Source organism: Bacteroides sp. AM32-11AC (assembly GCF_003603515.1).
Classification (GTDB): Bacteria; Bacteroidota; Bacteroidia; order Bacteroidales; family Bacteroidaceae; genus Bacteroides; species Bacteroides uniformis.
The window spans coordinates 127,243-153,495 of record NZ_QTNH01000001.1 but is presented as its reverse complement, the minus strand read 5'-3'; the positions used below and the strand labels follow the sequence as shown (position 1 = coordinate 153,495).

Here is a 26,253-nt window from a genome sequence, read left to right as displayed (position 1 = left end):
TTGCCAATTATGACAAAACATGTTCCTCTTTTTTTACCTCTCGGAAGTATTCGGTTACTGACGATATTCTTCTCTTTTTGTATAATCTTTGTTCATCCGGCATTGGCTGACAAAATGGCTGAAAGCCCCGAACTTTTCGATACTGCTTTCACCTTGCAGGAAAGGCTTGATATTCCCGACGGGTTTGTTCAAAGAGAGATGGTCTATATTTCCATTCTTTTAGGTACATTGGTGCTGTGCCTCTTCTTTTTCTTCATGCAGAGGCGGATGAAGAAATTGAGGGAAAGGGACCGGGAGAGGTATCTGCAACTGTTGGAAGGCATTCTTGATAATCTTCCCATTGCGGCAAAAGTGAAGGATGTGAATGATGGGATGCGCTATACTTTTTGGAATAAAAAGGCAGAGGAACTCTTTGAATGTTCGGCCAGAGAGGCTATAGGCAAGACGGATTTTGAAACAATGCCAGAGGCTGCGGCTTTAATTAGGAAGGAGGATGAAGAGTTGGTCAAGACGGGGATTCCACAAGAAGGTATACGACGTTTTTTTACCAAGAAGAACGAGGAGCGGTTTACCTTCCAGAACAATAATTTTATAAAGCTTTCTGATGGTCGCAAGTGGATTGTTTATACTGCTTGGGACATTACTGATTTGAAAATCATGGAGCGCAAGCTACGTCTGGCCAAAGAGGAGGCTGAGGAGTCCAACCGGATAAAATCGGCTTTCCTGGCCAATATGAGTCATGAGATACGTACTCCGCTCAATGCAATAGTTGGTTTTTCGAGTATTTTGGCCACGGAAGTGTCTGAGGAAGAACGGGTGGAGTATCTCGATATTATAGAGCGGAATAATGAACTGCTGTTGCAGCTCATCAATGACATTCTGGATTTGTCGAAGATAGAAGCCGGTACATTGGAGTATGTCTATGCTAACGTGGATATCAATAAAATGGTGTCCGAGATAGAGCAGGCTACAAGTATCAGGCTGACCAATAAAGACGTGCGTCTGGTCACGGTTACGCCATTGCCCGGTTTGCTGCTGTATACCGATCAGCGCAGAATTACTCAGGTATTCAATAACTTCATCAGTAATGCGCTGAAGTTTACTGCTGCCGGTAGTATTACCATTGGTTACGGAATGCCCGAAAATAGCTATATCCGTTTTTATGTCACCGATACCGGGACGGGGATATCATCTGAGAATGCGCAGGGGATTTTTAACCGCTTTGTGAAGCTGGATTCCTTTAAGCAAGGTACCGGACTGGGACTGGCCATTTCGCAAAACATTGTGAAGGAACTGAAAGGAGAGATAGGGGTGGAGTCACAGTTGAGCAAGGGCTCCACTTTCTGGTTCACGTTGCCTTTTTATAAGATGGACGCGCACCGTTCTATCTTTCCTTGATGCTGCAAGCTCAATCCAATGAAGGGACATCGATTGTCTGGCTTTCCTCGTTCCAGTTGTCAAGGGTGAATTCTCCGGATGATTCTTCGGAAAAGATGTCTCCCAGAGTGAGGGTCAGGGTCAGTTTGGAGTTTGCTTCCAAAGGTCCGTTCAATGTTTGCTTGAAACTTTTCACGTTTCCATTTTTCAGTATGATGCTCATCTGGAATTCCGGTTTCCCGAAAGAAGGGAAGAGCATGACGGTGGCGTTGCTCATTTGTGTACCGTCGACGGAACGGACCAGAGGGAAGGCTACTGTGCGTGGGCTTCCTTGAGGAGCGGCGGTGTAGAAATTCAGTTCTCCAGCAATATTGGTGATGCGCACCACCATGCTGTCGATGCTCGAACTGAGGATGCCGTTGTTCTTGTCCTTGATGATTACTTTCAGTCCGGTCACTACCCGTTTGAGGGATGCTTTCAGGTCCTCACTTCCAATGTTGGCAGGCTGGACGGCGTGTACCAGGTCGAATACCGGATAATAGGTTGTGTCCGCTTCCATTTTGAATAGGGAGAAGTGTTGCCGGGACATGTCTTCGCCTAAGATGTAGACCGGGTCCCTCATGAGAGGATGTGCATAAATCGGCTCCTCGTATTTAGGGGTTCCCCAATAAATCATGTTATAGAGACCTGCGGGTAAGGATAACTCTCGATTGACGCCATCGTTATAGAAAGCTCCGTCTTTAACTTGGTAGTAACCGTAAAAAGGTGTCAGCTTCCGGTTTATGTAGTTTCCATAATAAATAGAGGTGCCCGCCTTGCAGGGCATGATGGTCAGTATGCCGGTCAGCGGGCTTTGTCCGCTTTCTGTGGACACGTCCATCAAAAGTCGTGGTGATACCAACTCACTGCTTTTTTCTATCTGGGGCGGATTGTCATCGGCGCAGCTTGCCACGATTGCGGCAAGTACTGCAAATACTACTAATTTTTTCATTATCTGTTAAGCTTTAGGTTGTTCTTCCTTGAGAACGTTTTTAGAAAGAAATGGTTCTTTGTACTCCGGAGAAAGTATATTGGGGATGGAAAAGTGAGGTGAAACCAATCCCGGCATTGAGGGGAATGGAAAGAATAACCCCTCTTCAAAAGGCTTAGAGAAGGGATGGAAAACAAATTATACCTTTTTTAATAACATTTTAGAAGCCTTGATTAACGAAACCATATACTCTTCGTAACAATTTCTCGACATTCTTTTCTTGTTCCTCCATACATTTGCATCCGAGTTCTTTGGTATTAATTGAAGAACACAATGAATCTTTGATATTAACCATTAAATAATGTACAATGAGAAAAACATTCTTGGAAAAGTGCATAAATCTGCGTTTATGCCGTGTTGCATTGGTACTTTTGTTTCTTGTACCTGCAATCAGTAGCCTGCAGGCTAATCCTTCTCAAAACAAGACCATTTCGGGTGTTGTGACATCGGCTACGGATAGTGAGCCGTTGATAGGTGTCAGCGTGCAGGTGAGAGAAACCGCTACGGGTGGAATTACCGACATTGATGGCCGGTATTCGGTAAGTGCCCAACAAGGACAGACACTGGTGTTTTCTTACATCGGTTATCAATCACAGGAAATCAAGGTAGGTACTTCTTCCGTCATCAATGTGGTGCTGAAGGAGGACACGGAAATGTTGGATGAAGTGGTTGTAGTGGGCTATGGTGTCCAGAAGAAGAAATTGGTGACGGGTGCCACTGTTCAGGTGAAGGGTGACGAAATAGCCAAGATGAATACAACCAATCCCTTGCAGGCTATGCAGGGACAGACACCGGGTGTAAGTATTGCTTCGACTTCCGGTCAACCGGGTGCTGACATGAAAGTGAGTATCCGTGGTCTTGGTACCGTGGGAAATAGTGCTCCTCTTTATCTGATTGATGGTGTGGGTGGTGATATTTCTACTTTGAATCCTGCCGATATTGAAAGTATAGATGTACTGAAAGATGCGGCTAGTGCGGCTATCTACGGTTCGGCCGGTGCTAATGGTGTAGTGCTTATTACTACCAAGCAAGGGCGCGAAGGTAAAGCGCAGATTAGTTTCGATGCTTATTATGGAATACAGAATGTAGCTCGTAAGGCTAATATGCTGAATGCAAAAGAGTATATGGCCATTATGGATGAGCAGGCTTTGAATAGCGGACTTTCGGCTTACGATTGGAGCCAATACCAGTCTATTTACGATGCCAATGGCAATGTGTATGATACGGATTGGGTAGATACTATGTTCAAAGATAATGCCACAACGGAGAGCTATACGCTGGGTGTCACTGGTGGAAGCGCAACTTCCACTTATGCCCTTTCGTTAGGATATATGAGTCAGGAAGGTATTGTCGGCGGTTCGGATGTGTCTAACTATTCGCGTTACAATTTCCGTGTGAACAGCGAGCACAAACTTTTCAAGGATATTTTGAAAGTGGGCGAGCAGGTGAGTTTTGTATATAAGATGAATAACGGTATCAGTGTAGGCAACCAATATAATAATACCTTACGCGGTGCATTCGGAACATCGCCTATCGCTCCTGTCTATAGCGATAATAATCTTTATGATTCGCCTTACAATGACACCAGTACCAGTGACTGGAATAAAGGTGATGGAAACCCTTATGGTTTAATGATGACCGACAGCAACAATGAGAACAAAACGGCTACTTTTTCCGGTAATGTTTATGCTGAATTGCAGCCTGTCAAGAATTTGAAGATAAAGTCTGTATTCGGTGTGGTTTATGGTTCCAGCGAATACCGTAGTTTCAAGCCTCTCTACAAGTTCAGCCAATATATATATAATGAAGAACGTACTACCGTATCTCAAAATGCCAATCACTCTTTGGGTATGACATGGACCAATACGGCTTCTTATGACTGGACTATGGGAGAACATTCGTTCAACGCCTTGCTGGGTATGGAAGCCTATCGTTACGAGGGCACTTATATCGAAGCTAAAAATGGTATGTTGAAAGAAGGTTTTGATGATTGGGAGCATGCTTTTGTGGGCAACGGAACGGCCTCCGATTCGACCAACGGCTTGGGTGCCAGTGGCAATCCGCATACCGAGAGCCGCAAGGTGTCCTATTTCGGCCGATTGGGTTGGAACTGGAAAGAAACTTATATGGTCAATGCTACTTTGCGTGCAGACGGTTCGAGCAACTTTGCCAAAGGCAACCGTTTTGGTTACTTCCCTTCGGTATCGGCAGGATGGACCATTACTAACGAAAAATTCATGGAAAGTACGCAAAACTGGCTCGACTTCCTGAAAATACGTGCCAGCTGGGGACAAGTGGGTAATGCCAACATTGACGCATTCCAATATCTGGCTCCTATCAAGAGTACCAATACACACTATCTTTTCGGCAGCGGTTACGGCGACTCGGATGCTGCGGCACAGCTCGGAACCAACTGGGGAGCTTACCCTAGTCGTCTGGCTAATGCTGACATCAAGTGGGAGACTTCACAGCAGACCAATATCGGTCTTGATGCCCGATTCCTCAACAGTCGCCTGGGTGTTAATTTCGATTTCTACATTAAAGATACTAAAGACTGGCTCGTGGTGGCTCCTATTCTTGCTACTGCCGGAGCAGGTGCTCCTTATATTAATGGCGGTGGAGTGAAAAACACCGGTGTGGAACTCAATCTTACTTGGAATGACCAAATAGGCAAAGACTTTAGTTACAATATCGGTATCAACGGTGCCTACAATAAGAATAAGGTCGGAGAGATTCCTAACGACGATGGTATCATTCATGGCTCTACCAACCAGTTGTATGACAATACTCCTGAATTCTATCGTGCCGAGAATGGTAAGCCTATCGGTTATTTCTATGGTTTCAAGACAGCAGGCATATTCCAAAACAATCAAGAAATAGAGGATTGGATTAAGGCTGGTAACGGTGTGCTGCAAGCTGACGTACAACCAGGTGACGTGAAGTTTGTGGACATCAACCATGACGGACGGGTGAACGAGCTTGACAAGACCGATCTTGGTAACGGTATTCCTGATTTCACTATGGGCTTCAATCTCGGTTTCAACTGGAAAGGACTTGATTTCTCTGTAGTGGCCAACGGTGCTTTCGGACAGCAGATTGTCCAGAGCTATCGTAACCATACCTCCAAGCAAGCCAATTATACTACTGCAATTTTAGGACGTTGGACAGGAGAGGGAACCAGCAATCGCATACCTCGTGTCACAGACCAGAATCTCAACTGGCAGTTCTCAGACCTCTATGTGCAGGATGGTGATTACCTGCGAATCAGTAACATTACTTTGGGCTACGACTTTGCCAAGCTACTGAGATGTAAGGTCATCAGCCAGTGCCGTATCTATGCTCAGGTACAGAATGCGTTCACATTTACCAAATATGACGGCATGGATCCGGAAATAGGTTATGGTCCCGAAGGAGATAACGGACAAGGTTGGGTATCGGGCGTTGATTTAGGTTATTACCCCCGTCCCCGTACCGTATTGTTTGGTGTTAACTTGAAATTTTAAAATATAGACTGATATGAAGAAAAACAAAAATATATTTATGGCAAGTGTCCTGCTCCTGAGTTTGGGACTGGCTTCGTGTACCGACAGTTTTCTCGATGTTACGTCGAAGACTGAATCTTCAACCGGTACATTCTATAAGACTGAAAAAGATGCTTATCGTGCTCTGATAGGTTGTTATGATGGTTGGCGCCAGACTTCATCAGCCATGATGGTAGGGTTTTATATGGCTTCCGAGGTGATGAGTGCCGAGTGTTTTGGCGCTACCGGAAATGCCGATGGACGTGGCTATCAGGCCATTGACCGTTTTGACATCTCCCAATCGCCGGCTGACCTCAACCTATACGAAGGTGACTGGAAAAATTATTATGCGGGCGTCTATCGTTGCAACGAGCTGATAGCTCATGAAGAGCAGATTGTATGGAATGAATCGGATAGCAAACGTGGTATCTATATGGGCGAATGTCGTACGTTGCGTGCATTGCTTTATCTGGATATGGTTCGTTTATGGGGGAATATCCCACTCTTTCTGGAACCGGTAAACGAAAATCGCGCTCCTTCACCTGCCAAAGAGGTGTTCAGTGCCATATTTACTGACTTAAAATATGCTATCGAGAATATTCCCGGTGACGCTTATCCCAAGGCCGACTATACCAAGAACGACGGACATATTACAAAATATGCCGCCGAGGCTTTGCTGGCACGTGCCTATCTTTTCTATACCGGATATTACGGTGAAGAACCTGCAGAGGTGACTCGTGCCGAAGCTTTGGCTGCTGTAGAAGACGTAATCGCTTCAGGAGAATATGGTTTGGTACCGCAATTCAAAAATTTATGGCCGGCTTCTTCTGCAAAAGTGGCCGAAAAAGGAGACTATGAAACTTTGAAGGGTACATATGCCGGTGATGGAAACAAGGAAACCATTCTTGCGTTGAAATTTACCGCTACTCAGGATTATAACGGGAATAATGACTCCAACCGTTGGCAGGTGATGTTGGGTATGCGCCAGCTTAATGCTGCTCCCTATTGCAAGGGATGGGGCGCATTGACGGTAAATCCTGATTTTGTGGAAGCGTTTCCCACTGGTGACCTCCGCCGTTCGGCTTCTATCATTGATTTGGTAGGGGAAGGAATCACCGGTTCGGCCGACTTTACCACCAGTTTTAATGACTGGCGTGAATATACCGGCTATGCTGTGAAGAAGTATGCTCCCCTTTGCTATGCCGATGGAAGCCATGCCGGTAAGCAGGATGGTAGCGGTGACTTCCAGACACAGAACCGCCAAGACTACGTTATTATCCGTTATGCCGACGTATTGTTGATGGCCGCAGAACTGGGTAGCCCCAATGCGCAAACTTATTTCGACCAAGTGCGTAAGCGTGCTTATCAGGTTGATGACAACGGAACAGTATCGGCCAACTATCAAGCTAAGAGTGTGTCTCAACAAGCTATTATGGAAGAACGTCGTCTTGAATTTGCTTTTGAAAGCATTAATTATTGGGATCTCCTGCGTCAAGGTATAGACGTGGCAGCCGAGAAGCTCGCCTTGAATGGTGTCAAGGTGAAGAGTGGAGGCGCTGATGATGCAATAACCATACGGGCCGACCGTGTGAAAGCCACCAAAGGCTTGAGCCAGATTCCTTATAATCAAATTAACCTTTCACAGAGTGTACTTGTGCAGAATCCCGGATGGTGAGTACCATTAATAGAGTAAATAAAAAATAAAAACAATAAGATATGAGACTTAAATCATTCTTTTCCATATTGGCAGGAGCGGCTTTGATATTTTCCGCTTGCTCGCCCGAAGAGTACGAGATGGGGGCAAAAACCTATGTTTCCGATGATTTGGTGGAAGGTATCGCCTATACGGTGACCCCTGATGCCAATGATCCTAATACGATTCATCTGACTTCGCTCATCAAGGGAGCCACTCCCTTGTGGGTCACTCCAAGCGGTCCTTCTCAAAAGACCACTCTTGACTTGGCACTTCCTTTTGCCGGAGAATATAGCGTGACTTTCGGCGCTTCCACACCGGCAGGTCCGGTATATGGCGAACCATATACCTTCAAGGTAGAGACCAATAACTTTGCCATGCTCGAAGACCCTATCTGGGCTAACCTTGCAGGTGGAGTGGGCAAGAGCCGTAAGTGGGTTCCCATTGACAAGAACTTTGGTATTGGCCGTTGTTCGGGACCGGTGATGTACATGAGCCACACTGATGTGAAAAATGATGGAAGCAATATTACCGACCTTATGATTGGTAGCGCCAATTGGGCTCCCAACTGGGATCCGGGTATCCAATCGTGGCTCATTCCGGCAGACGACCCCTATTTCCAGTCGTACATCACTTTCGGCCTGGATGCTGTGAAAGGCTGTACGGTGGAACTTCATCGGGTGGCTGCTTCGGGCACGACGGATGCCACCGGAACTTTCAACTTGAATGTGTCTGACCCGAAACGCCCTGTCATATCTTTCTATGGCGGTACCTATTCATTGCATAACGAGGGTTTTGATGATGTCTGTTCCAACTATACCAACGACATCAAGATTATAGAATGTACTCCTTATCTGCTGCAGGTAGCTACGATGCGTACCAATAGCGAAGGTCCGTGGTGGCTGGTGTGGAACTTCATTTCCGAAGAGGCTTATAATGACCCCAGTATCATACCGACTGAAGATCCGGGTTTGCTTCAGCCTGCCGAAGTACAACAGCCTGCCATTGAAGATTTGGCAACCAAACTGTTCACTACTGAAATCAACGGTGTCACCTATGTGGGCAATGAGGCACGCTTCCTCATCAATGATGAAGAACCTTATGACTGGACATGGTGGAATGGTGGCTCTGCTGCTTGGGAAAGCGTAGTGAAGGGACAGTACGGTTCTTCATGGGCACCTGTGGCCGATGCTTCCATTGCCGACTATGAGCTGGTATTGAGCAGCACGGCCGATGGCTACAAATGGGATGACGGTACCAATGCCGGTAAGCTTGCCATTGAAGACGGCAAATTGAAATTTATGGATGCCGACGGCAATCCGGTTGAGATAACCGTCCTCACCGCTACCGGTGATAAGCGCACGGTGGAAGTGAAGGGAAGCGAGTTTACCGTAATGGCTTGCGATGTCACCAGCTCTTTCCAGATGGGTGTGCCTGCAACGACCAATGACAAGGGAGCCGTGGATTCTTATCTTTGTGCCAACCTCAACTACAAACCTATCGCTACCGGACCTACCGGGCCTACTGAAATCAAGGTAGACAACAGCAAGGTACAAATTCTTTTCGGTGACGGAAATCCCGATCGTTTGCGCTTGCAGTTCTACAATCCTTGGGGCGGTGGTGACGCGGGATGGCCGATCGACATCACGAAGGTGAAGTTGAAAAAGAACCAGAGGCTGAAGATACAGTACAAAGTGCTGAGTGGAATCACTTGGAACGAGGGCGCGACTCCTAAGACCGTGATTATGGACAATAACATCGGAAATGCTTGGGAAGATGACTGCTACAACCTGGCTCATGCCGTGGCCTTTGATACTGCCGAAGGAGCTGTACAGACTGTGTCCGTGACCAATACCACCGGTGCCACTGTGACTTACGAAGGAAGCAGTTGTATCTGTATCGGTATCCAGAATAAGGGACTTGCTACTGTGGCTGCCACCGAAGACGGACAGCCGGATGTGAAGGTTGAGATAATTTCGATGACCATTGAATAACCACTTAAATGAATTTAGTATATATGAAGACAAAGATATATTTAGGAATACTTTCACTTGTACTGGGTCTTTCGCTGGCTTCGTGCAGTGAAGATGACGACTATACTATCCACACCACCCCGATTCTGAACGAATCGTCGGTGGTGACGGGGTCGTCCGATGTGACCGCCACTACCGCTACACTCCATGCCACGCTCTCCGGGTTGGATGGCATGGATGCCGGAAGCTATAAGACCGGCTTCTTCTATGGTTTTGCGCAAGACAACCTGCCCGAGGACGTGCAGGCTGCTTATGACGGCAGCGCCTTCAGTGCTCAGTTGAACGGGTTGAACAATAACTCTACGCTCTATTATCAGGCTTATGTATGCTTGCAGGGTAAGGTGTATTACAAAGGTGAGGTGAAAAGCTTGCTCACCACCGATGCCAAGGTGGCTACTGCCGATGCCGCATCTGTCGACTTCGCCTCGGCTGTATTGGGTGGGACATTGACCGATGCTACGGCCGATGCTACTTGTGGTGTTGTTATCTCTACTTCATCCGATGTAGAAGCGGTTCGTGCAGGCCTTATAGTGAAGAGTGAGGAACTTAAGGACAGCTATTCATTCGTCCATGAAGGGTTGGTGCCCGAAACGCAATACTATTATGCGGCTTACCTCAATCTGGGTAGCGGCATTGTGTATGGTGAGGTGAAGAGCTTCACTACTCCTGCCTATGACTTCGATCTCGACAATGACCTTGTCGACCTGGGACTCTCCGTGATGTGGGCTCGCTTCAATGTGGGTGCCAAGAGCGAGACTGGACTGGGTGGCCTTTTCGGATTCGGTGACCTGACCGGATGCAACAATAGCATCGACCCTGCCGACTATGCTTCGGCCGATACTTATAAAACGGCTTCCGACTTGGCTTTCCGTGCATTTCAAGGGCGTGCCACACTGCCTACTGCCGATGATTTCGAGGAACTCTTCACGTTGTGCCAGAAAGAGTGGACTGAGCAGAATGGAGTGACAGGTTTCAAGTTCACCGGTCCTAATGGTAATTCCATCTTCCTGCCTGCAGCCGGTACGCGTGTGGCAAACGATGTGACGGCGCTGGGTACTGAAGGATATTACCTCACCGGTACTGTCAACTCTTCCAATACAGAATTTGCGGTAGGTTACCAGTTTGCAGCTTCTGTCAATCACCGTATCACTGCCGCAGTTTATCAAGGTATGGCTGTACGCGCTGTTTCCACAGCCAAGAACGTACCGTTCAACAAGGCTCTGCTCTATCAGAAGTGGTATCTTGACAATGGCCAGGACGGTAAGCAGCACGTGTTTGAAGGACCTTTCACGCAGTGGGGTGTTACGGACAACTGGAGTACAGTTTCCAACGGACAACCCAACATTGAACAGCAGATTCATTGGGAGATGGGTACGGATAATGGCTGGATAGGTTATACCTACGGAAAGGACTACGGCTATATGGAACTCAAGGAAGACGGTACGGTGAACATTCATCGCATTGCCGAAGACGGCACCGTGACCGATGAGACAGGTAAGTTTACGATTGACGAGGCGAACAAGGTGATTGACATCGATATAAACGTGCTTTGCGCCAATACTTCGATTGGTACAAAGAGCGGTAAGCTGAACATTCTGTCGTTGACTGCCGACGGCTTGCAGATTGCCCTGCCCGATGGCGACTATGGCTATTCGTTGAACTATTACAGCCAGGCCAAGGCCGATGCCGATGCGCAGGTTCCTGTATTGCTCAATATCGCCGATTCATCATGGGGAGGAAGTTGGGATGCACCGCTTGCAGCCATTTCACCCGAAGACTTGGCTGGACAGCACACGTTTGTTTTCGATGGAACTTGTACCGATGCTATGGTGTTTACGCTTGACTTTGCCGGTATGGCGAAGCGCTATCCCAATTCGTTTGTACGCATTGACGACATCAAGCTGGACGGTACTTCCATCCGGTTTGATGCCAACCGCTTCTATTATGGCGACATTGAAGGAAACGGCAAGTATCGTGTTCAGTTGTTCAATGCTTATGGGGCGGGTTCTGTAGGCAATGCTGTTCCTCTCAGTCCGTTCAGCAATGTAGAAAATCAAGGTACCGAGCCTGCCATCCATTTCAAGGAGAAGCTTGAGATTGTCTGCACCGTCATTACCGACGGTACCGGTGCAGGTATTTATACGCCCAATCTGGTTACTGTCAATCCGAATTGGGGAAGTGCATGGGGATATAACGCAGGAGCTACGTTCGAGGTGAAATACGAGAACTTCCAGTACAGCCTTGTGGCTTCTCAGTTCGACATTAAGTACGAATCTGCCGACTATGCGGCAGGTTCCATCATGACCTTCGTTGAAGTGGCTGACATTTACAAGTATTTCCCCGGTTTACATGCCACACTTGACAACCTCTATCTGGATGGCAAGGAAGTGACATTTGATGCATCCAAAGTGCTCGATGCCAATGAATCCCCGAAGTATCGTCTGGAACTTTGGAATTGCTATGGGGCAACAAAGGATAAAGGGTGCGCTTTCGGTACTCCTGATGGTGATGTTATCAAGGAACTTGGTTTCAGCAGTTCTATGGAAGTGAAGTTCACGTTCCACACTCTTTTCTCTGTTCCTGAATGGTAAGAGGGATAGACGGAAATATACTGGTTAGATAGGAAATCCGGGATGCAGGCCATCCCGGATTTTTTGTTTTGCCCTCACCGGTGTGCATCGTTCTGATATAGATTGAAGAACCATAGAGAGAATAAAATAAAGGAGGTGGTCCGTAAGGCGGCGCTTTGATAGCTCTTTGCCTTGTACTTTGTTCGGACGGGATGGGTACTTATTGCGATAAACATAGTGATTTTATGGTATCTCCACTAAAGTGGTCCGCCTTGTTCATAGTAGTGAACAAATCAGCCCACTTAGGTGAACAAACTTGTTCACCTAAGTGGGCCGTTCATGAATCTTTGTACTGAACCGGACAGACAAAAGGGCGGAAGCGGAGAAAAGCAGGGGCTTTCTCTAAGATTGGCTGCTATTTTCCTTCGTAATCAAAGTATTCAAAGTCTGCATATGCTTTTGAGGTTTGAGAACCGGAGACGGCATACAATCCCAGCATGATTCCCGTAAAGCCACCGGCAGTTTCTGTACTGATATAGCGCGTATTCATTCGGCCCAGTTCTTTGAAGTCCTTTCCGTTTGTGGCATACTCGAACGAATAGATTTCGTTGCTGCCTTTTACACGGAGTTGTACTTTCCCCTGGGGCAGAATAACTTCCTTTTCCGTATGGGTCAATTCATTCAATTGGTAGCGCAATACTACAGCTTGTTTCCCGTCTGCCAATTGCTTGACTAATAAATCGTAATGGGACGATTCGAACATGTAGACCGTCAGGCCGGCTTCGTCGCCACTGGCGGCTTTTTTCAGTTGCATGGAAGTGGTGGCTGTGAAGTCGATATGTTCTTGCCGGCGGCCGGCAAAAGTAGGACTGCCTTTCCCGTTGTTCAGGTTTACGGGGGTTGCTTTCAGACGGAGGTTACCGGAAGCAAAGGTATAGTTTTCCGGATGATAGTTTCTGATATGAACCCATTCGGGACCTAATTTGCCGTTTTTGAAATCGGTGCGTGCAGGCTTGGGGGCAAGAGGATGTTGCGGTAGGGTTGGCACATCCATTTGCAGGGCTATTGTGCCATCTCCGTTTACTACCGGCCAGGCATTCTTGTCCCAGCGCACGGGAGCAAGGAACGTTTCGCGTCCCAGCAGGTGATGGTTGCCGCTTTGCGGACGGAAAGCGAGACACACCATCCACCACGAACCGTCAGGGGCTTGTATCAGGTCGGCATGGCCGGTTCCTTGTATCGGGCTGTTTTGTGCATTCTTGTTGATGTGGGTCAGGATGGGATTGGCGGGATTCTCTTCGTACGGGCCGTCTATATCGCGGCTACGGGCTATTGTCACTTTGTGGCCGTATTCCGTGCCGCCTTCGGAAATCAGCAGATAATACCAGCCGTCTTTCTTGTAAATATGCGGCCCTTCAGGGTGCCGTCCGCCCGTGCCGTTCCAGATGCGTTTGGACTCGTTGAGTTGTTCGCCGGTTTTGGGGTTGATTTCGCACAGATAGATACCTACGCCCGGATTGCTGACGAGGTAACACTTGCCGTCTTCAAAATAGAGGGACGGGTCTATACCGCCTTGCTTGAGCCATACGGGTTCTGACCATTCGCCACGCGGGTCGGTAGTGTGTACAAGGAAGTTGCCTTTGTCGGACACGTTGGTGGTAATCATGTAGAATGTACCGCTGTTGTAGCGGATGGTAGGTGCATAGATTCCTCCCCATGGGCCGGCGTCGTGAAGCGGCAGTTGTGAGGGGCGCGTCAGGCAGTGTCCGATTTGTTCCCAGTTGATGAGGTCTTTGCTGTGGAACAACGGTACGCCCGGGAAATATTGGAAACTACTGTTGACCAGATAAAAGTCATCTCCTGCGCGGCAGATACTCGGGTCGGGATGGAAACCGGGAATAACGGGATTTTGATAACTTTGCCGGTTTTGTGAAAAGCAGGACAGGCTGAGCGCCAGTCCTAAAAGTAACATCATCTTTCTCATAAATACATTGTATTTTAAATAGTTTATCAGATATATGAATCAGGGTAGTTGAAGGAAGTGTTTATACACAAACATAAAGTATTCTTTCGGTTCAAGCAAGCCGGATGTGTCTGATGTCATTCAATGATAACTTTTGAGCCCTATTCGGAAACAAATGATACCGTTGCAGATAACATGGCATCGGTGTGTTTTCCGCCTTTTCCGCTACTTTTGCTCTCACTGATTTAACCATTATTTTTAATACGTAAAGACATGATGAAGAATATCATTGAAAAATTCCAAATTTGCCTGGTGCTGTCGGCACTGCTTTTCTCTTCTTTCGTTGCCGCATGTTCCGGCAATGATGATACTGTGACTCCAGAAATAACGATTCCCGCGAACATTCTGACGGATGGAATGACTTTCTCCAAGACCGGAGGAACAAGTACGCTGAACATCAAGTCGAACGTTGCATTGGAAGTTACCAGCAGTGCACCGGAGTGGTGTAAGGTTACTGCCGAAAGTTCTGCTTCGAGTAGTATTTTGAAGTATACCGTTATGGCAGAAGCCAATACGGACACGAGTGACCGTGAAGCCAAGGTAACGGTGAAAGCCGGAGGCAGCGAAGTAGGGAGCTTCACAGTGAAACAAACGGCTGCGGACGGATTAATCATATCCAACTCTACCTCTTTCGACCTGCCAGCTGCGGGAGGAGATGTTTCTGTGGTGGTGGAAACCAATGGTGACGTACAAGCCGTTTCCGATGTTTCTTGGATAAAGGCGGTCAATACCCGTGCCATGGAAGACAAGATTTTCAAGTTTACCGTCTCTCCCAATCCTCTGGGAGCGCGCGAAGGCCATATCACTTTTACTTTGGGTAGCCTGACGGAGACTGTGACCGTAAAACAGGCTGCGGGCGAGGTCGGCAATATGGGAAGCGACGCCAGGACACTTGCCGCCAAGATGTATGCAGGTATCAATATCGGCAACACGCTGGAAGCTTGTGATAACAAGAACAAGATAGCGAGCGAAACGTTATGGGGAAATCCTAAAGTGAGCGAGGCATATATCAAAGGGCTGAAGGCATTGGGATTTAATGCGGTGCGCATCCCTTGCGCGTGGGATTACTACATTGTGAATCCATCGACCTATGAGATAGATGCTGCATGGCTCGACCGGGTGAGCGAAGTGGTGGGCTACTGTGTAGCCAATGATATGTATGCCATTGTCAATATCCATTGGGATGGCGGTTGGCTTGAAGAGAGTATCACCCATGGTTACAGCAGCGAAGTAGATGCCAAGCAGAAAGCTATCTGGACACAGATTGCCAATAAACTGAATGCTTATGACGAACACCTGCTCTTTGCCGGATGTAACGAACCCGGACAGCAAGACCAGGGGAACGTTGGCACATCGGCCATAGATGTCATCTTGAAATACGAACAGACCTTCATTGATGCCGTGCGTGCCACCGGAGGAAATAATGCGAGCCGTTGTCTGATTGTGCAAGGTCCTTATACCAATATTGACAAGACGGTGAATGACTACACGATGCCCAAGGATGAGGTACCCGACCGTCTGATGGTGGAAGTTCACTTCTATGATCCCTATCAGTTCACCATGATGAACCATGACGAAACCTGGAGCAATGTATTCCTTTATTGGGGTAAGGATAATCATGTATCCGGTTCCATTCATAATGCCACCGGTTACGAAGAAGATTATGTGAAGCAGCAATTCCAGAAGATGAAAACGGCCTATGCAGATAAGGGAATTCCTGTGATTGTAGGCGAGTATAGTGCCATGAAGCGGGCAAAAGAAGACAAGATAGAGGGGACTTCTGAACTTGCCTATCCTGATATTGACCAGGAGATGCATAACAAGAGCCGCTCCTATTGGAATGAGGTAGTCACCCGAGAGGCGAAAAAACACGGTTGTGTCCCCTTCTATTGGGAAACCGGCGGTGACATGAACCGTGGTACGGGTACGGCGAAGGAGGCTTATGCCATTGAGGGCATCATGAAGGGAGCCGCAGCCGGTCAATACCCTTATTGATTGAGTGGTGGATAGAATAAAAGACAGTTTTTAAAAGTATCATACAAATAGGTTTTATAGGTTACAAGGATTGTTGATATAGTTTTTTTGATTGGTTACGGAGAAGTATGTCCGCGAGGGATATGCTTCTCCTTCTTTAAAAATCCTTGCCTTTTCTTGCTTTTCTGTTCGTTTTTCACTTCATTTGCAATAAAAATAACTTCCCTTAGCTCTGATAGTATGAAAAGACTGCAACTACTGCTCTTGTGGGTTTGGATGGTATGTTTCTCTGCTGCTTCACACGACTACATGTTTAAACATTTGGAAGTGAAAGACGGACTTTCCAATAATCAGGTTAATGCTATTTATAAAGATTCAAACGGATTCATGTGGTTTGGTACAGCTTCGGGGCTGAACCGCTATGATGGTTACAATATAAAGATTTATCGCAGCCAGAAAGATGACGAGAAATCTCTTCCCGATAGTTATGTCGAGGATATACAAGAAGATGCGTCCGGTAATTTGTGGATACGTACGGGAAGTGGGTATGCCATTTACAACTCGGCTTCCGATGTTTTTGACCGTAATGTGGAAGCTTGGATGTGGAACGTCGGTCTGACCGGAAATCCTTCGCTTATCTATATTGATAAGGAAAAGACTTTCTGGATCTATATTAATGGTAAAGGTGTTTACAGCTATAGAGAAGGACAGAAAAATGCCGTGGCAGTAAAGGAGGCGGATGAACTGCTTGCGAAAGCCGAAGTGTCCGACATGAAAGAATGCGGCGAAGGAATCCTGTTGGTTTTGAGTAACGGTATCTTGGTTTGTATAGATGAGGAAAAGCAAAATATCAAGTGGACCAATCCGGACATTGCCGAAGATTGCAGGGAAGTAAAGAATGCTACCTTTGATTTGTTTGTCGACCATAGTGGGCGGGCGTGGATATTCAGTGTGGAGGGGATGTGGATTTATAGCCTTTCTCGGAAGGTTTGGGAACAGCGTTCTCCCCGAACGGACACCTACAATACCGTACGTGCAGTGGCACAGGATAAATACGGATGTATATGGGTAGGCAGGGATCAGGATGGCGTTGAATTGATAGAACCGGCGGGACGGAAAATCCGTCTGGCGAACGATCCTAATAACGGGCGTACTCTGTCCAACAATACAATAACGGCTCTTTATGAAGATGAGGCCGGTACGATGTGGGTGGGAACCTACAAGAAGGGTGTCTCTTTCTATAATGAAAGTGTCTTCAAATTCGGCATTGCCGATGTAGGCGACATCAATTGTGTGGAGGACGGAGGCGGTGATATCGTATGGGTGGGGACCAACGACCGCGGGTTGATTCGCTGGAATAGCGTGACGGATGAACGTATGTTTTTTTCGCATACGGCAGATCCCCGCTCTATCTCGAGTGATGTCATAGTCTGCCTTCTTCGGGACAGTAGCGGCAGAGTGTGGGCTGGTACTTTCTGGGGTGGACTGAATTGCTATGATGGAAACCGCTTTATCCATTACCGGTCCCGTAAGGGAGACAGTAACTCGCTGGTCTATGACAATGTATGGGCATTGGCAGAAGATGCGGACAAAAATATCTGGATCGGTACGTTGGGGGGAGGATTGCAATGCCTGAATCCTCAGACGGGGATATTTACCACCTATTCTACAGGTAATTCAAACCTTGTGTCGGACTATATCTCATCCCTCTGCATCAGCTGTGACAATAATCTGGTTATCGGTACTTCGGCAGGGATGGCTTTCATGGACCTGAGGACCGGCGAGATTACAAATTTTGCAGGTACAAAATCGGGTAAGACCAGACTTTCCAACCAAAATATCAATCAAGTTTACGAAGATAGTCGCGGTTTGCTATGGATAGCCACGCGTGAAGGCTTGAATGTATATGACAGCAAACGGGATGAATTGTACGAAGTACCTATCAAGCCCGGTTTCTCCAAACTATTGATATTAGGTATTACGGAAGATGAAAACAAAAGTATATGGATCAGCACCGGAGGAGAACTGATAAACGTGGTGTTGTCCGTTGACAGCAAGACGGAGCAGCCCGTGTTCCGTTGCTATACCTATAATGACAAGGACGGGTTGCAGAGTTGTGACTTCAACCAGCGTTCCCTCAAACGACTGCATACGGGCGAGATTGTAGTGGGAGGACTGTATGGGCTGAATCGCTTCCAGCCGGGCAACATAAAGTATAACCGTACGTTGCCCAAGGTTATGTTTACCGGTTTCCAGTTGTTCAATGAAGACGTGAAGGTGGGCAAGGAGTATGCAGGACGTGTCATCTTGAAGGAAGCTTTGAATGAAACAGAAGAAGTTGTCTTGGCTTATAAGCAGAATGTGTTCACGGTGCTGTTCGCGTCGGACAATTTCGTGCTGCCCGAAAAGACACAGTATTTCTATAAATTGGAAGGGTTTAATGAGAACTGGCTGACGAGTATGTCCGATATGCATCGCGTTACCTATACCAATCTGGCTCCGGGGACTTATATCTTAAAAGTGAAGGCTACAAACAGTGACGGATATGCGGGCACTGAAGAGGCTTCTTTGAAGATTGTCATTCTTCCACCTTTCTGGATGACTCCGTGGGCATATATTGTTTATGCCCTTCTGATAGTAGGAGTTGTCTTCTTTTCACTGTATGTCGTACAACGAAGGGAACGCAATAAGTTCAGAATCCGCCAGATAGAGGAAGATGCGAAGAAGAAGGAGGAGTTGAGCCAGATGAAATTCCGCTTCTTTACGAATGTCAGCCATGAGTTGCGTACGCCGCTTACGCTGATTATATCGCCGATGGAAAGTATGATGAAGGAGATTACGGACGAAAAGCTGCATGGCAAGCTGCAACTGATGTACCGCAACGCACAGCGTTTGTTGAATCTGGTCAACCAATTGCTCGATTTCCGTAAGAATGAGATGGCAGGACTGCATCTCACCTTGTCCGAGGGAGATATAGTGGCGTATGTGCGTAGCATCTGTACTTCTTTCCTGATGCTTTCTGAAAAGAAACATGTACATCTGACATTTTTTTCGGCCATGGAATCGCTGAATATGTCATTCGACGAGGATAAAATTGGTAAAGTTGTGATGAATCTTCTATCCAATGCCTTCAAATTTACCCCGGACGGGGGACGTGTGGATGTGGCATTGGAAATGTCGAAAGAGATGTCCGGAAGATTGCTGATAAAGGTATCGGATACCGGTGTTGGCATTAGGGATGAAGACAAGGAGCGAATTTTTGAACGTTTCTATCAGGTGGAGCAGGAAGAACCGGAACACCAGTCAACGGGTAGCGGTATTGGCTTGAGCCTGGTACGCGACTTTGTGACGCTGCATGAGGGCACGGTGCGCGTTGTTGACAATGTGGGGTCCGGTAGTGTGTTCCTGATTGAGCTTCCGGTTAAACATGTGCATGTAAGTCCTTCCAAGCCTGCACCGCTTGCAGAAGAGGTGGAAGAGCATGAGGAACTTTTGCCGGATATGGAAGAGGAACCGCTTCCGGATGATTTGCCGGACGATATGGAGGAGGATAATGAAGATGAAAAAGAGAAGCCGTTGGCCCTGATTGTGGATGATAATGAAGATTTGGTTGCCTTCATGAAAGATAGTCTGAGCTTGTATTTCCGTATACAGTCAGCTTCTAATGGCCGGGAAGCTTGGCAGAAAATACCGGAACTGATGCCGGATGTTATTGTCAGCGACGTAATGATGCCCGAGATGGATGGAAATGAACTGTGTCGCTGGGTGAAGACCGATAAACGCACGAGTGACATTCCGATGATATTGCTCACTGCACGGCAGGCTGTGGAAGATAAAGTGGAGGGGTTGACCATCGGTGCAGATGATTATGTGACGAAACCTTTCAATGTGGAAATCCTTATTCTGCGTATGCGCAAGTTGATTGACCTGAGCAAGAAGCGCAAGGCAAAGTCGCTCATTGACCCCGAACCAAGTGAAATAGCCATTACTTCGTTGGATGAAAAGCTGGTGGAAAATGCCATCAAATATGTGGAGGCGAACATCGGTCGGTGTGACTTGTCCGTAGAAGAGTTGAGTCGGGGGTTGGGTATGAGCCGGGTACATCTTTACAAGAAACTCTTGCAGATAACCGGTAAGACACCTATTGAATTTATCCGTGTCATCCGTCTGAAAAGAGCGGCGCAGATGCTGCGCGAGAGTCAGCAAAATGTATCGGAGATAGCGTATCAGTTGGGCTTTAACAACCCCAAGTATTTCAGCAAATATTTCAAGGATGAATTCGGTGTTTTGCCCTCTGTTTATCAGGAAAGAGAGGGTAAATAACAAAAGATACCCCTTACGGAAACATATTGTCTTTTGGGGTAATCAAAAGCGCCCTTTTGTTTCAACATCGGGAGGACTCGTTTTTGAAGTAAACTTTCTATTTTTACATCGGAGAAAATTCACTTTAAAAACAGTAATATGAAATTGAAAAACACTTCAGTTTATTTGCTTGCCGGATGGATGCTCGCCGCATGTTCCGGAGGCGGATTCCAAAAGACCGAGAACGGTGTTGTTGTGGAAGTCAAGCAGCAGCAACCGACGGATGTGCGTAAAGTAAGATTAGAAGTAATGGGCGAGAAGCTCATTCATGTATCGGCTACTCCTGAGAAGGAATTTTCAAAGGAGCAGAGTCTCATTGTGATCCCTCAACAGAATAAGACCGACTTTAAGGTCGAAGAGCAGGGCGATGAAGTGACTGTCAAGACATCGGAATTATGTGCCATTGTGTCCAAGACAACGGGTGAGGTACGCTTCACGGATGCCGACGGCAAGCAGATTCTGGCTGAAGACTCTGACGGGCGGACCTTTACTCCAGTGGAAGTGGAAGGTACGAAAGGATATACAGTACGTCAGGTATTCCAGTCGGCAGGCAATGATGAGGCTTTCTATGGCTTGGGCCAGCACCAGGCAGATGAGTTCAACTATAAAGGTAAGAATGAGGAACTGTTCCAGTACAATACAAAGGTGTCTGTACCCTTCATCGTGTCTAATAAAAACTACGGTGTGCTTTGGGACAGCTATTCGCTCTGCCGTTTCGGTGACCCGCGTGACTACTCACAACTGGGTGATGTCTTCAAACTTTATGATAAAGAGGGCAAGGAAGGTGCTTTGACCGGTACATATATTCCGGGCAAGAAAGATGTGGAAACCCTTGTACGTCGTGAGGATTCTCTTTATTTTGAACATCTGGACCGTGCCGCACATCTGAGTAAGGTGATTAATTTGCCTGCGGGTTTCCCGTTCGGAGGGTCTGATGTAGTTTATGAGGGAGAAATAGAACCGGCAGAAAGCGGTTTATTCCGTTTCATCCTTTACTATGCAGGCTACATGAAAGTATATATTGATAATGAATTGGTGGTTCCCGAACGTTGGCGTACGGCTTGGAATCCTAACAGTTATAAGTTTGCTGTCAATCTGGAAGCGGGTAAGCGCGTTCCGTTGAAGATAGAGTGGAAGCCTGATGCCGGTGTTTCTTACTGCGGTCTGCGGGTATTGAGTCCGGTGGCTGATGAAGAACAGAACAAACTCTCTTGGTGGGGTGAAATGCAGAATGAAATAGACTACTACTTCGTTTATGGTGATGATATGGACGATGTGATTAGCGGCTACCGTACATTGACAGGTAAATCCCAGATTATGCCGAAATGGGCGATGGGTTACTGGCAGAGCCGTGAGAAGTACAATACGCGTGAGGAGGTTCTCTCCACCTTGAAGGAATTCCGTGAACGTCAGATTCCTATCGACAATATCGTAATCGACTGGCTGCACTGGAAGCAGAATGCATGGGGAAGCCATGAGTTCGACCCTGAACGTTTCCCCGACCCGAAAGGAATGGTCGACTCCATCCACGCCATGAACGGACGTCTGATGATTTCCGTATGGCCCAAGTTCTATGCTACGACCGAACACTTCAAGGAATTTGACGAAAAAGGTTGGATGTATCAGCAGGCTATCAAAGACAGCATCAAAGACTGGGTCGGTCCTGGCTATCTGGGCTCTTTCTATGACGCATACGATGCCGATGCACGCAAGCTCTTCTGGAAGCAGATGCAAGACCATTACTATCCTCTCGGCATAGATGCCTGGTGGATGGATGCCAGTGAACCGAATATACGCGACTGTACGGATTTGCAATACCGCAAGGACCTTTGCGGCCCGACGGCACTCGGCCCCTCTGCCAAGTTCTTCAATGCATACGCATTGATGAATGCTGAAGCTATCTATGACGGACAGCGCGGCGTGGAACCGGATAAACGCGTCTTCTTGTTGACACGTTCCGGCTTTGCAGGGTTGCAACGCTATTCTACTGCCACCTGGAGTGGTGACATCGCTACCCGTTGGGAAGATATGAAAGCACAAATCTCTGCCGGCTTGAACTTTGCTGTCAGCGGTATCCCTTATTGGACCATGGACATCGGTGGATTCTGTGTAGAGAACCGTTATGTGGCTGGTCAGATGGAATTCAACAAGACTGGACGTGAAAATGCTGATTATAAGGAATGGAGAGAGTTGAATACCCGTTGGTATCAGTTCGGTGCTTTCTGCCCGTTGTTCCGTGCACACGGCCAGTATCCGTACCGTGAGGTTTGGAATATCGCTCCGGCAGGACATCCGTGCTACAACTCCATCGTTTACTATACGAAGCTGCGTTACAACATGATGCCGTATATCTATTCTTTGGCTGGTATGACTTACTTCAATGATTATACCATCATGCGTCCGCTCGTAATGGACTTCACAGCTGATGCAAACGTCAACAATATAGGTGACCAGTTCATGTTCGGTTCTGCCCTAATGGTGGCTCCGGTTTACGAATATGGCGCACGCAGCCGCGAGGTTTATTTCCCGGCAAGCTGTGGTTGGTATGACTTCTACTCCGGCAAGTATGTGGATGGCGGCCAGAAGCTGACAGTAGATGCTCCTTATGAACGTATTCCGCTCTACGTATGCGAAGGTGCCATTGTACCTTATGGTCCGGACATGCAATACAGTGATGAAAAACCGGCTTCGGAAATCACCCTCTATGTTTATACGGGTAAGGACGGCGCATTTACGCTCTATGAGGATGAAGGTGTGAACTATAACTATGAGAAGGGACAATATGCCACTATACCGTTTGCCTATAACGATGCTGAGGGTACACTGGTTATCGGCGACCGTACGGGTGACTTCCCTGGTATGCTGAAGGAACGTACTTTCAATGTAGTGAAGGTAAGCAAAGACCAGCCGCAACCGTTCGACTTAAAGGCTAAAGGTACAACGGTGAAGTATGACGGAAAAGCACAAACCGTAAAATTATAATCAGAATGATAGACGACGGTGCCAGGGAGAGAAATCTTCCCGGTACCGATCTCGTCGTTCCTCGGTGCCGAATGATGCCTTCCCCGGTGCCAGGAACTTCCCTACTTCTGAATAGCTGTGAGAGAGGAATAGGCACTCGATAATCTTTTAGATATTTATTACTATGAATAAAATCATATTGTCTTTGGCCATCGGGCTGTCCCTGCTGGCCGGTTGCAATGCTCCTAAAGAGGTAGCTGGCGATGACCGTAGCTTGGATTTTACTGCCGACTGGGCCTTTCGCTTGGGAGACGATACGGCGGCAGCCCGTCCGGATTATAATGACGCAGACTGGCGGAAACTGAACTTGCCCCACGATTGGGCCATTGAAGGAGAATTCAGTAAAGACAATCCTTCGGGAACGGGTGGAGGTGCACTGCCTGGTGGTATAGGCTGGTATCGCAAGACTTTTACTGCCGATAAGGCCGATGAGGGCAAACGCTATCGCATAGATTTCGATGGTGCCTATATGAACTCCACCGTTTATATCAATGGCCATGAATTGGGGACACGTCCCTACGGGTACATCTCGTTCAGTTATGACCTGACTCCCTATATCAAGTGGGGAGTGGAGAATGTGTTGGCGGTTCGTGTGGACAATGCCGAACAGCCCAATTCGCGCTGGTATTCCGGTTGCGGCATCTACCGTAATGTATGGCTGACAAAGCTGAATCCAGCTCATATAGCGCAATGGGGTACCTATGTTACGGCAGAAGATGTGTCGAAGAACAGTGCCCAGTTGAAGATACGCACCAAACTACAGTACGATGCAGAAGCACAGATGGCCGATGTCGTCCTGCAATCCCGGTTAGTGGATGCTGACGGCAATGCGGTGGGTGAGGCTGTGTCGGAAGCGCAGTTGATGCCTCTTACTCCGGCAGAAGTGGAGCAGGAGATACACTTGAAGAATCCCCGTCTTTGGAGTATTGATACGCCCTATATGTATAGGGTAGAAAGCATCCTCAAGGATAAGCAGACCGGCGAGGTACTCGACCGTTACTATACTCCTACCGGCATCCGTACTTTCCGCTTCGATGCACAAAAAGGATTTATCCTGAATGGTGAACAAGTGAAGATAAATGGTGTCTGCATGCATCATGACTTGGGTTGCCTGGGAGCTGCGGTGAATACGCGCGCCATCGAGCGCCAGTTGGAGATTCTGAAAGAAATGGGTTGCAACGGCATCCGCTGCTCCCATAATCCTCCCGCACCGGAGTTGCTCGACCTTTGCGACCGTATGGGCTTCATCGTGATGAACGAAACCTTTGATATGTGGCGCAAGAAAAAGACCCGCCACGATTATTCACGCTATTTCAACGAATGGCACGAACGCGATTTGACTGACCTTATCGTGCGTGACCGCAATCATCCTTCCATCTTTATGTGGAGCATCGGCAACGAAGTGCTGGAGCAGTGGACGGATGCCAAAGCCGACACCTTGAGTCTGGAAGAGGCCAACCTGGTCTTGAACTTCGGCCACAGTGCGGATATGCTGGCAAAGGACGGAGAAATGTCCGTCAACTCACTGCTGACAAAGAAACTGGCGGATATGGTGAGAAAGCTCGATGCCACGCGCCCCGTGACGGCAGGCTGCAACGAGCCGAACCCGAACAATCATTTGTTCCGTTCCGGTGCGCTTGATATTATCGGCTTCAATTACCATGACGACTGGTTTGCAGGTGTTCCCGAGAACTTCCCCGGCAAGCCGTTCATCGTGACGGAAAGTGTTTCCGGCCTGATGACACGCGGTTACTACCGAATGCCGAGTGATTCGATGTTTGTCTGGCCCGAACGTTGGGACAAGCCTTTCTATGATGCCTCGTTCTCTTGCTCCTCCTACGACAACTGTCATGTTCCTTGGGGCAACCGTCACGAAGGTACTATGCGTCATGTGAAGAACAACGACTTTATCAGTGGACAATACGTCTGGACGGGCTTCGATTATATCGGTGAGCCTACTCCTTACGGTTGGCCGGCACGCAGCTCTTACTTTGGCATTATCGACTTGGCTGGCTTCCCGAAGGACGTCTACTATATGTATCAGTCCGAGTGGCGTCCGGACAAGGCGGTGTTGCATCTTTTCCCACATTGGAATTGGACGGAGGGACAAGACATAGATTTGTGGGCATATTATAACAATGCCGACGAAGTGGAGCTTTTCGTGAATGGAAAGTCGCAGGGTGTGCGCAACAAGGGAAAAGACGATTTCCACGTCATGTGGCGCGTGAAGTATGAGCCGGGTACGGTAAAGGCTGTTTCCCGCAAGGAAGGAAAGACTGTGGCCGAGCAGGAAATCCGGACAGCGGGTGAACCTGCACAGATTCGTCTCAGCCCTGACCGCAGTACCATTCAGGCAGATGGCAAAGACTTGAGTTTCATTACGGTTGAGATTCTGGACAAAGATGGAAATTTGTGTCCGAATGCCGAAAACGATGTGACCTTTGCCGTAGAAGGTGCCGGCTTCATAGCCGGAGTGGACAACGGAAGCCCTATTTCTATGGAGAAGTTCAAGGACAACCACCGCAAGGCTTTCTACGGGAAGTGCCTGGTGGTACTGCAGAACAACGGTGAACCGGGTGGTGTCAAGGTGACGGCTACGGCTGATGGACTGGAGAAGGCGACGACAACGATTAAAATTAAATGATAATT

Annotated in this window: 11 protein-coding genes; 9 read left to right on the top strand and 2 right to left on the bottom strand. The window is 47.7% G+C overall.

What is annotated here, in order from left to right; all coding sequences use genetic code 11:
* Positions 1 to 9 precede the first annotated feature (9 nt).
* Positions 10 to 1,398, top strand: a complete 1,389-nt coding sequence (locus DW800_RS00675) for a PAS domain-containing protein (protein WP_005824402.1) — start codon at positions 10 to 12, stop codon at positions 1,396 to 1,398.
* A 10-nt stretch (positions 1,399 to 1,408) separates the two neighbouring features.
* On the opposite strand, the gene DW800_RS00670 is transcribed toward DW800_RS00675, so the two are convergent.
* Positions 1,409 to 2,368, bottom strand: coding sequence for a FimB/Mfa2 family fimbrial subunit (locus DW800_RS00670; RefSeq protein WP_005833650.1), 960 nt, complete (start codon positions 2,366 to 2,368; stop codon positions 1,409 to 1,411).
* Positions 2,369 to 2,715: 347 nt separating this feature from the next.
* Between DW800_RS00670 and DW800_RS00665 the strand changes: the two genes are divergently transcribed.
* The 4 genes from DW800_RS00665 to DW800_RS00650 are packed head-to-tail and all read left to right on the top strand — an operon-like array spanning position 2,716 to position 12,245.
* Entirely contained in the window at positions 2,716 to 5,910 is a 3,195-nt protein-coding gene (locus DW800_RS00665; protein ID WP_005824407.1) for a SusC/RagA family TonB-linked outer membrane protein, read from the top strand.
* 13 nt (positions 5,911 to 5,923) lie between these two features.
* The gene (locus tag DW800_RS00660; RefSeq protein ID WP_005824409.1) at positions 5,924 to 7,603 is read left to right on the top strand and encodes a RagB/SusD family nutrient uptake outer membrane protein; all 1,680 of its coding nucleotides are present in this window, start codon (positions 5,924 to 5,926) and stop codon (positions 7,601 to 7,603) included.
* Between the two features lie 41 nt (positions 7,604 to 7,644).
* Complete coding sequence (locus tag DW800_RS00655; RefSeq protein ID WP_119957683.1) at positions 7,645 to 9,615, top strand: hypothetical protein; 1,971 nt, start codon at positions 7,645 to 7,647, stop codon at positions 9,613 to 9,615.
* 8 nt (positions 9,616 to 9,623) lie between these two features.
* Positions 9,624 to 12,245: a hypothetical protein gene (locus DW800_RS00650; RefSeq protein ID WP_119957682.1), complete on the top strand. Its 2,622-nt coding sequence runs from the start codon at positions 9,624 to 9,626 to the stop codon at positions 12,243 to 12,245.
* A 394-nt stretch (positions 12,246 to 12,639) separates the two neighbouring features.
* On the opposite strand, the gene DW800_RS00645 is transcribed toward DW800_RS00650, so the two are convergent.
* Positions 12,640 to 14,208: a glycoside hydrolase family 43 protein gene (locus tag DW800_RS00645; RefSeq protein ID WP_057097483.1), complete on the bottom strand. Its 1,569-nt coding sequence runs from the start codon at positions 14,206 to 14,208 to the stop codon at positions 12,640 to 12,642.
* 252 nt (positions 14,209 to 14,460) lie between these two features.
* Between DW800_RS00645 and DW800_RS00640 the strand changes: the two genes are divergently transcribed.
* The 4 genes from DW800_RS00640 (at position 14,461) to DW800_RS00625 (ending at position 26,248) form a co-directional block, all read left to right on the top strand.
* A complete protein-coding gene (locus DW800_RS00640; protein ID WP_119957681.1) occupies positions 14,461 to 16,242 on the top strand; it encodes a cellulase family glycosylhydrolase in 1,782 nt (593 codons plus the stop codon).
* A gap of 219 nt (positions 16,243 to 16,461) precedes the next feature.
* Positions 16,462 to 20,544, top strand: coding sequence for a hybrid sensor histidine kinase/response regulator transcription factor (locus DW800_RS00635; RefSeq protein ID WP_243634884.1), 4,083 nt, complete (start codon positions 16,462 to 16,464; stop codon positions 20,542 to 20,544).
* 138 nt (positions 20,545 to 20,682) lie between these two features.
* Entirely contained in the window at positions 20,683 to 23,565 is a 2,883-nt protein-coding gene (locus tag DW800_RS00630; protein WP_119957679.1) for a TIM-barrel domain-containing protein, read from the top strand.
* A 163-nt stretch (positions 23,566 to 23,728) separates the two neighbouring features.
* Positions 23,729 to 26,248 (top strand): glycoside hydrolase family 2 TIM barrel-domain containing protein, encoded by a 2,520-nt coding sequence (locus DW800_RS00625; protein ID WP_119957678.1) that lies wholly within the window; start codon positions 23,729 to 23,731, stop codon positions 26,246 to 26,248.
* The last annotated feature ends 5 nt before the right edge of the window (positions 26,249 to 26,253 follow it).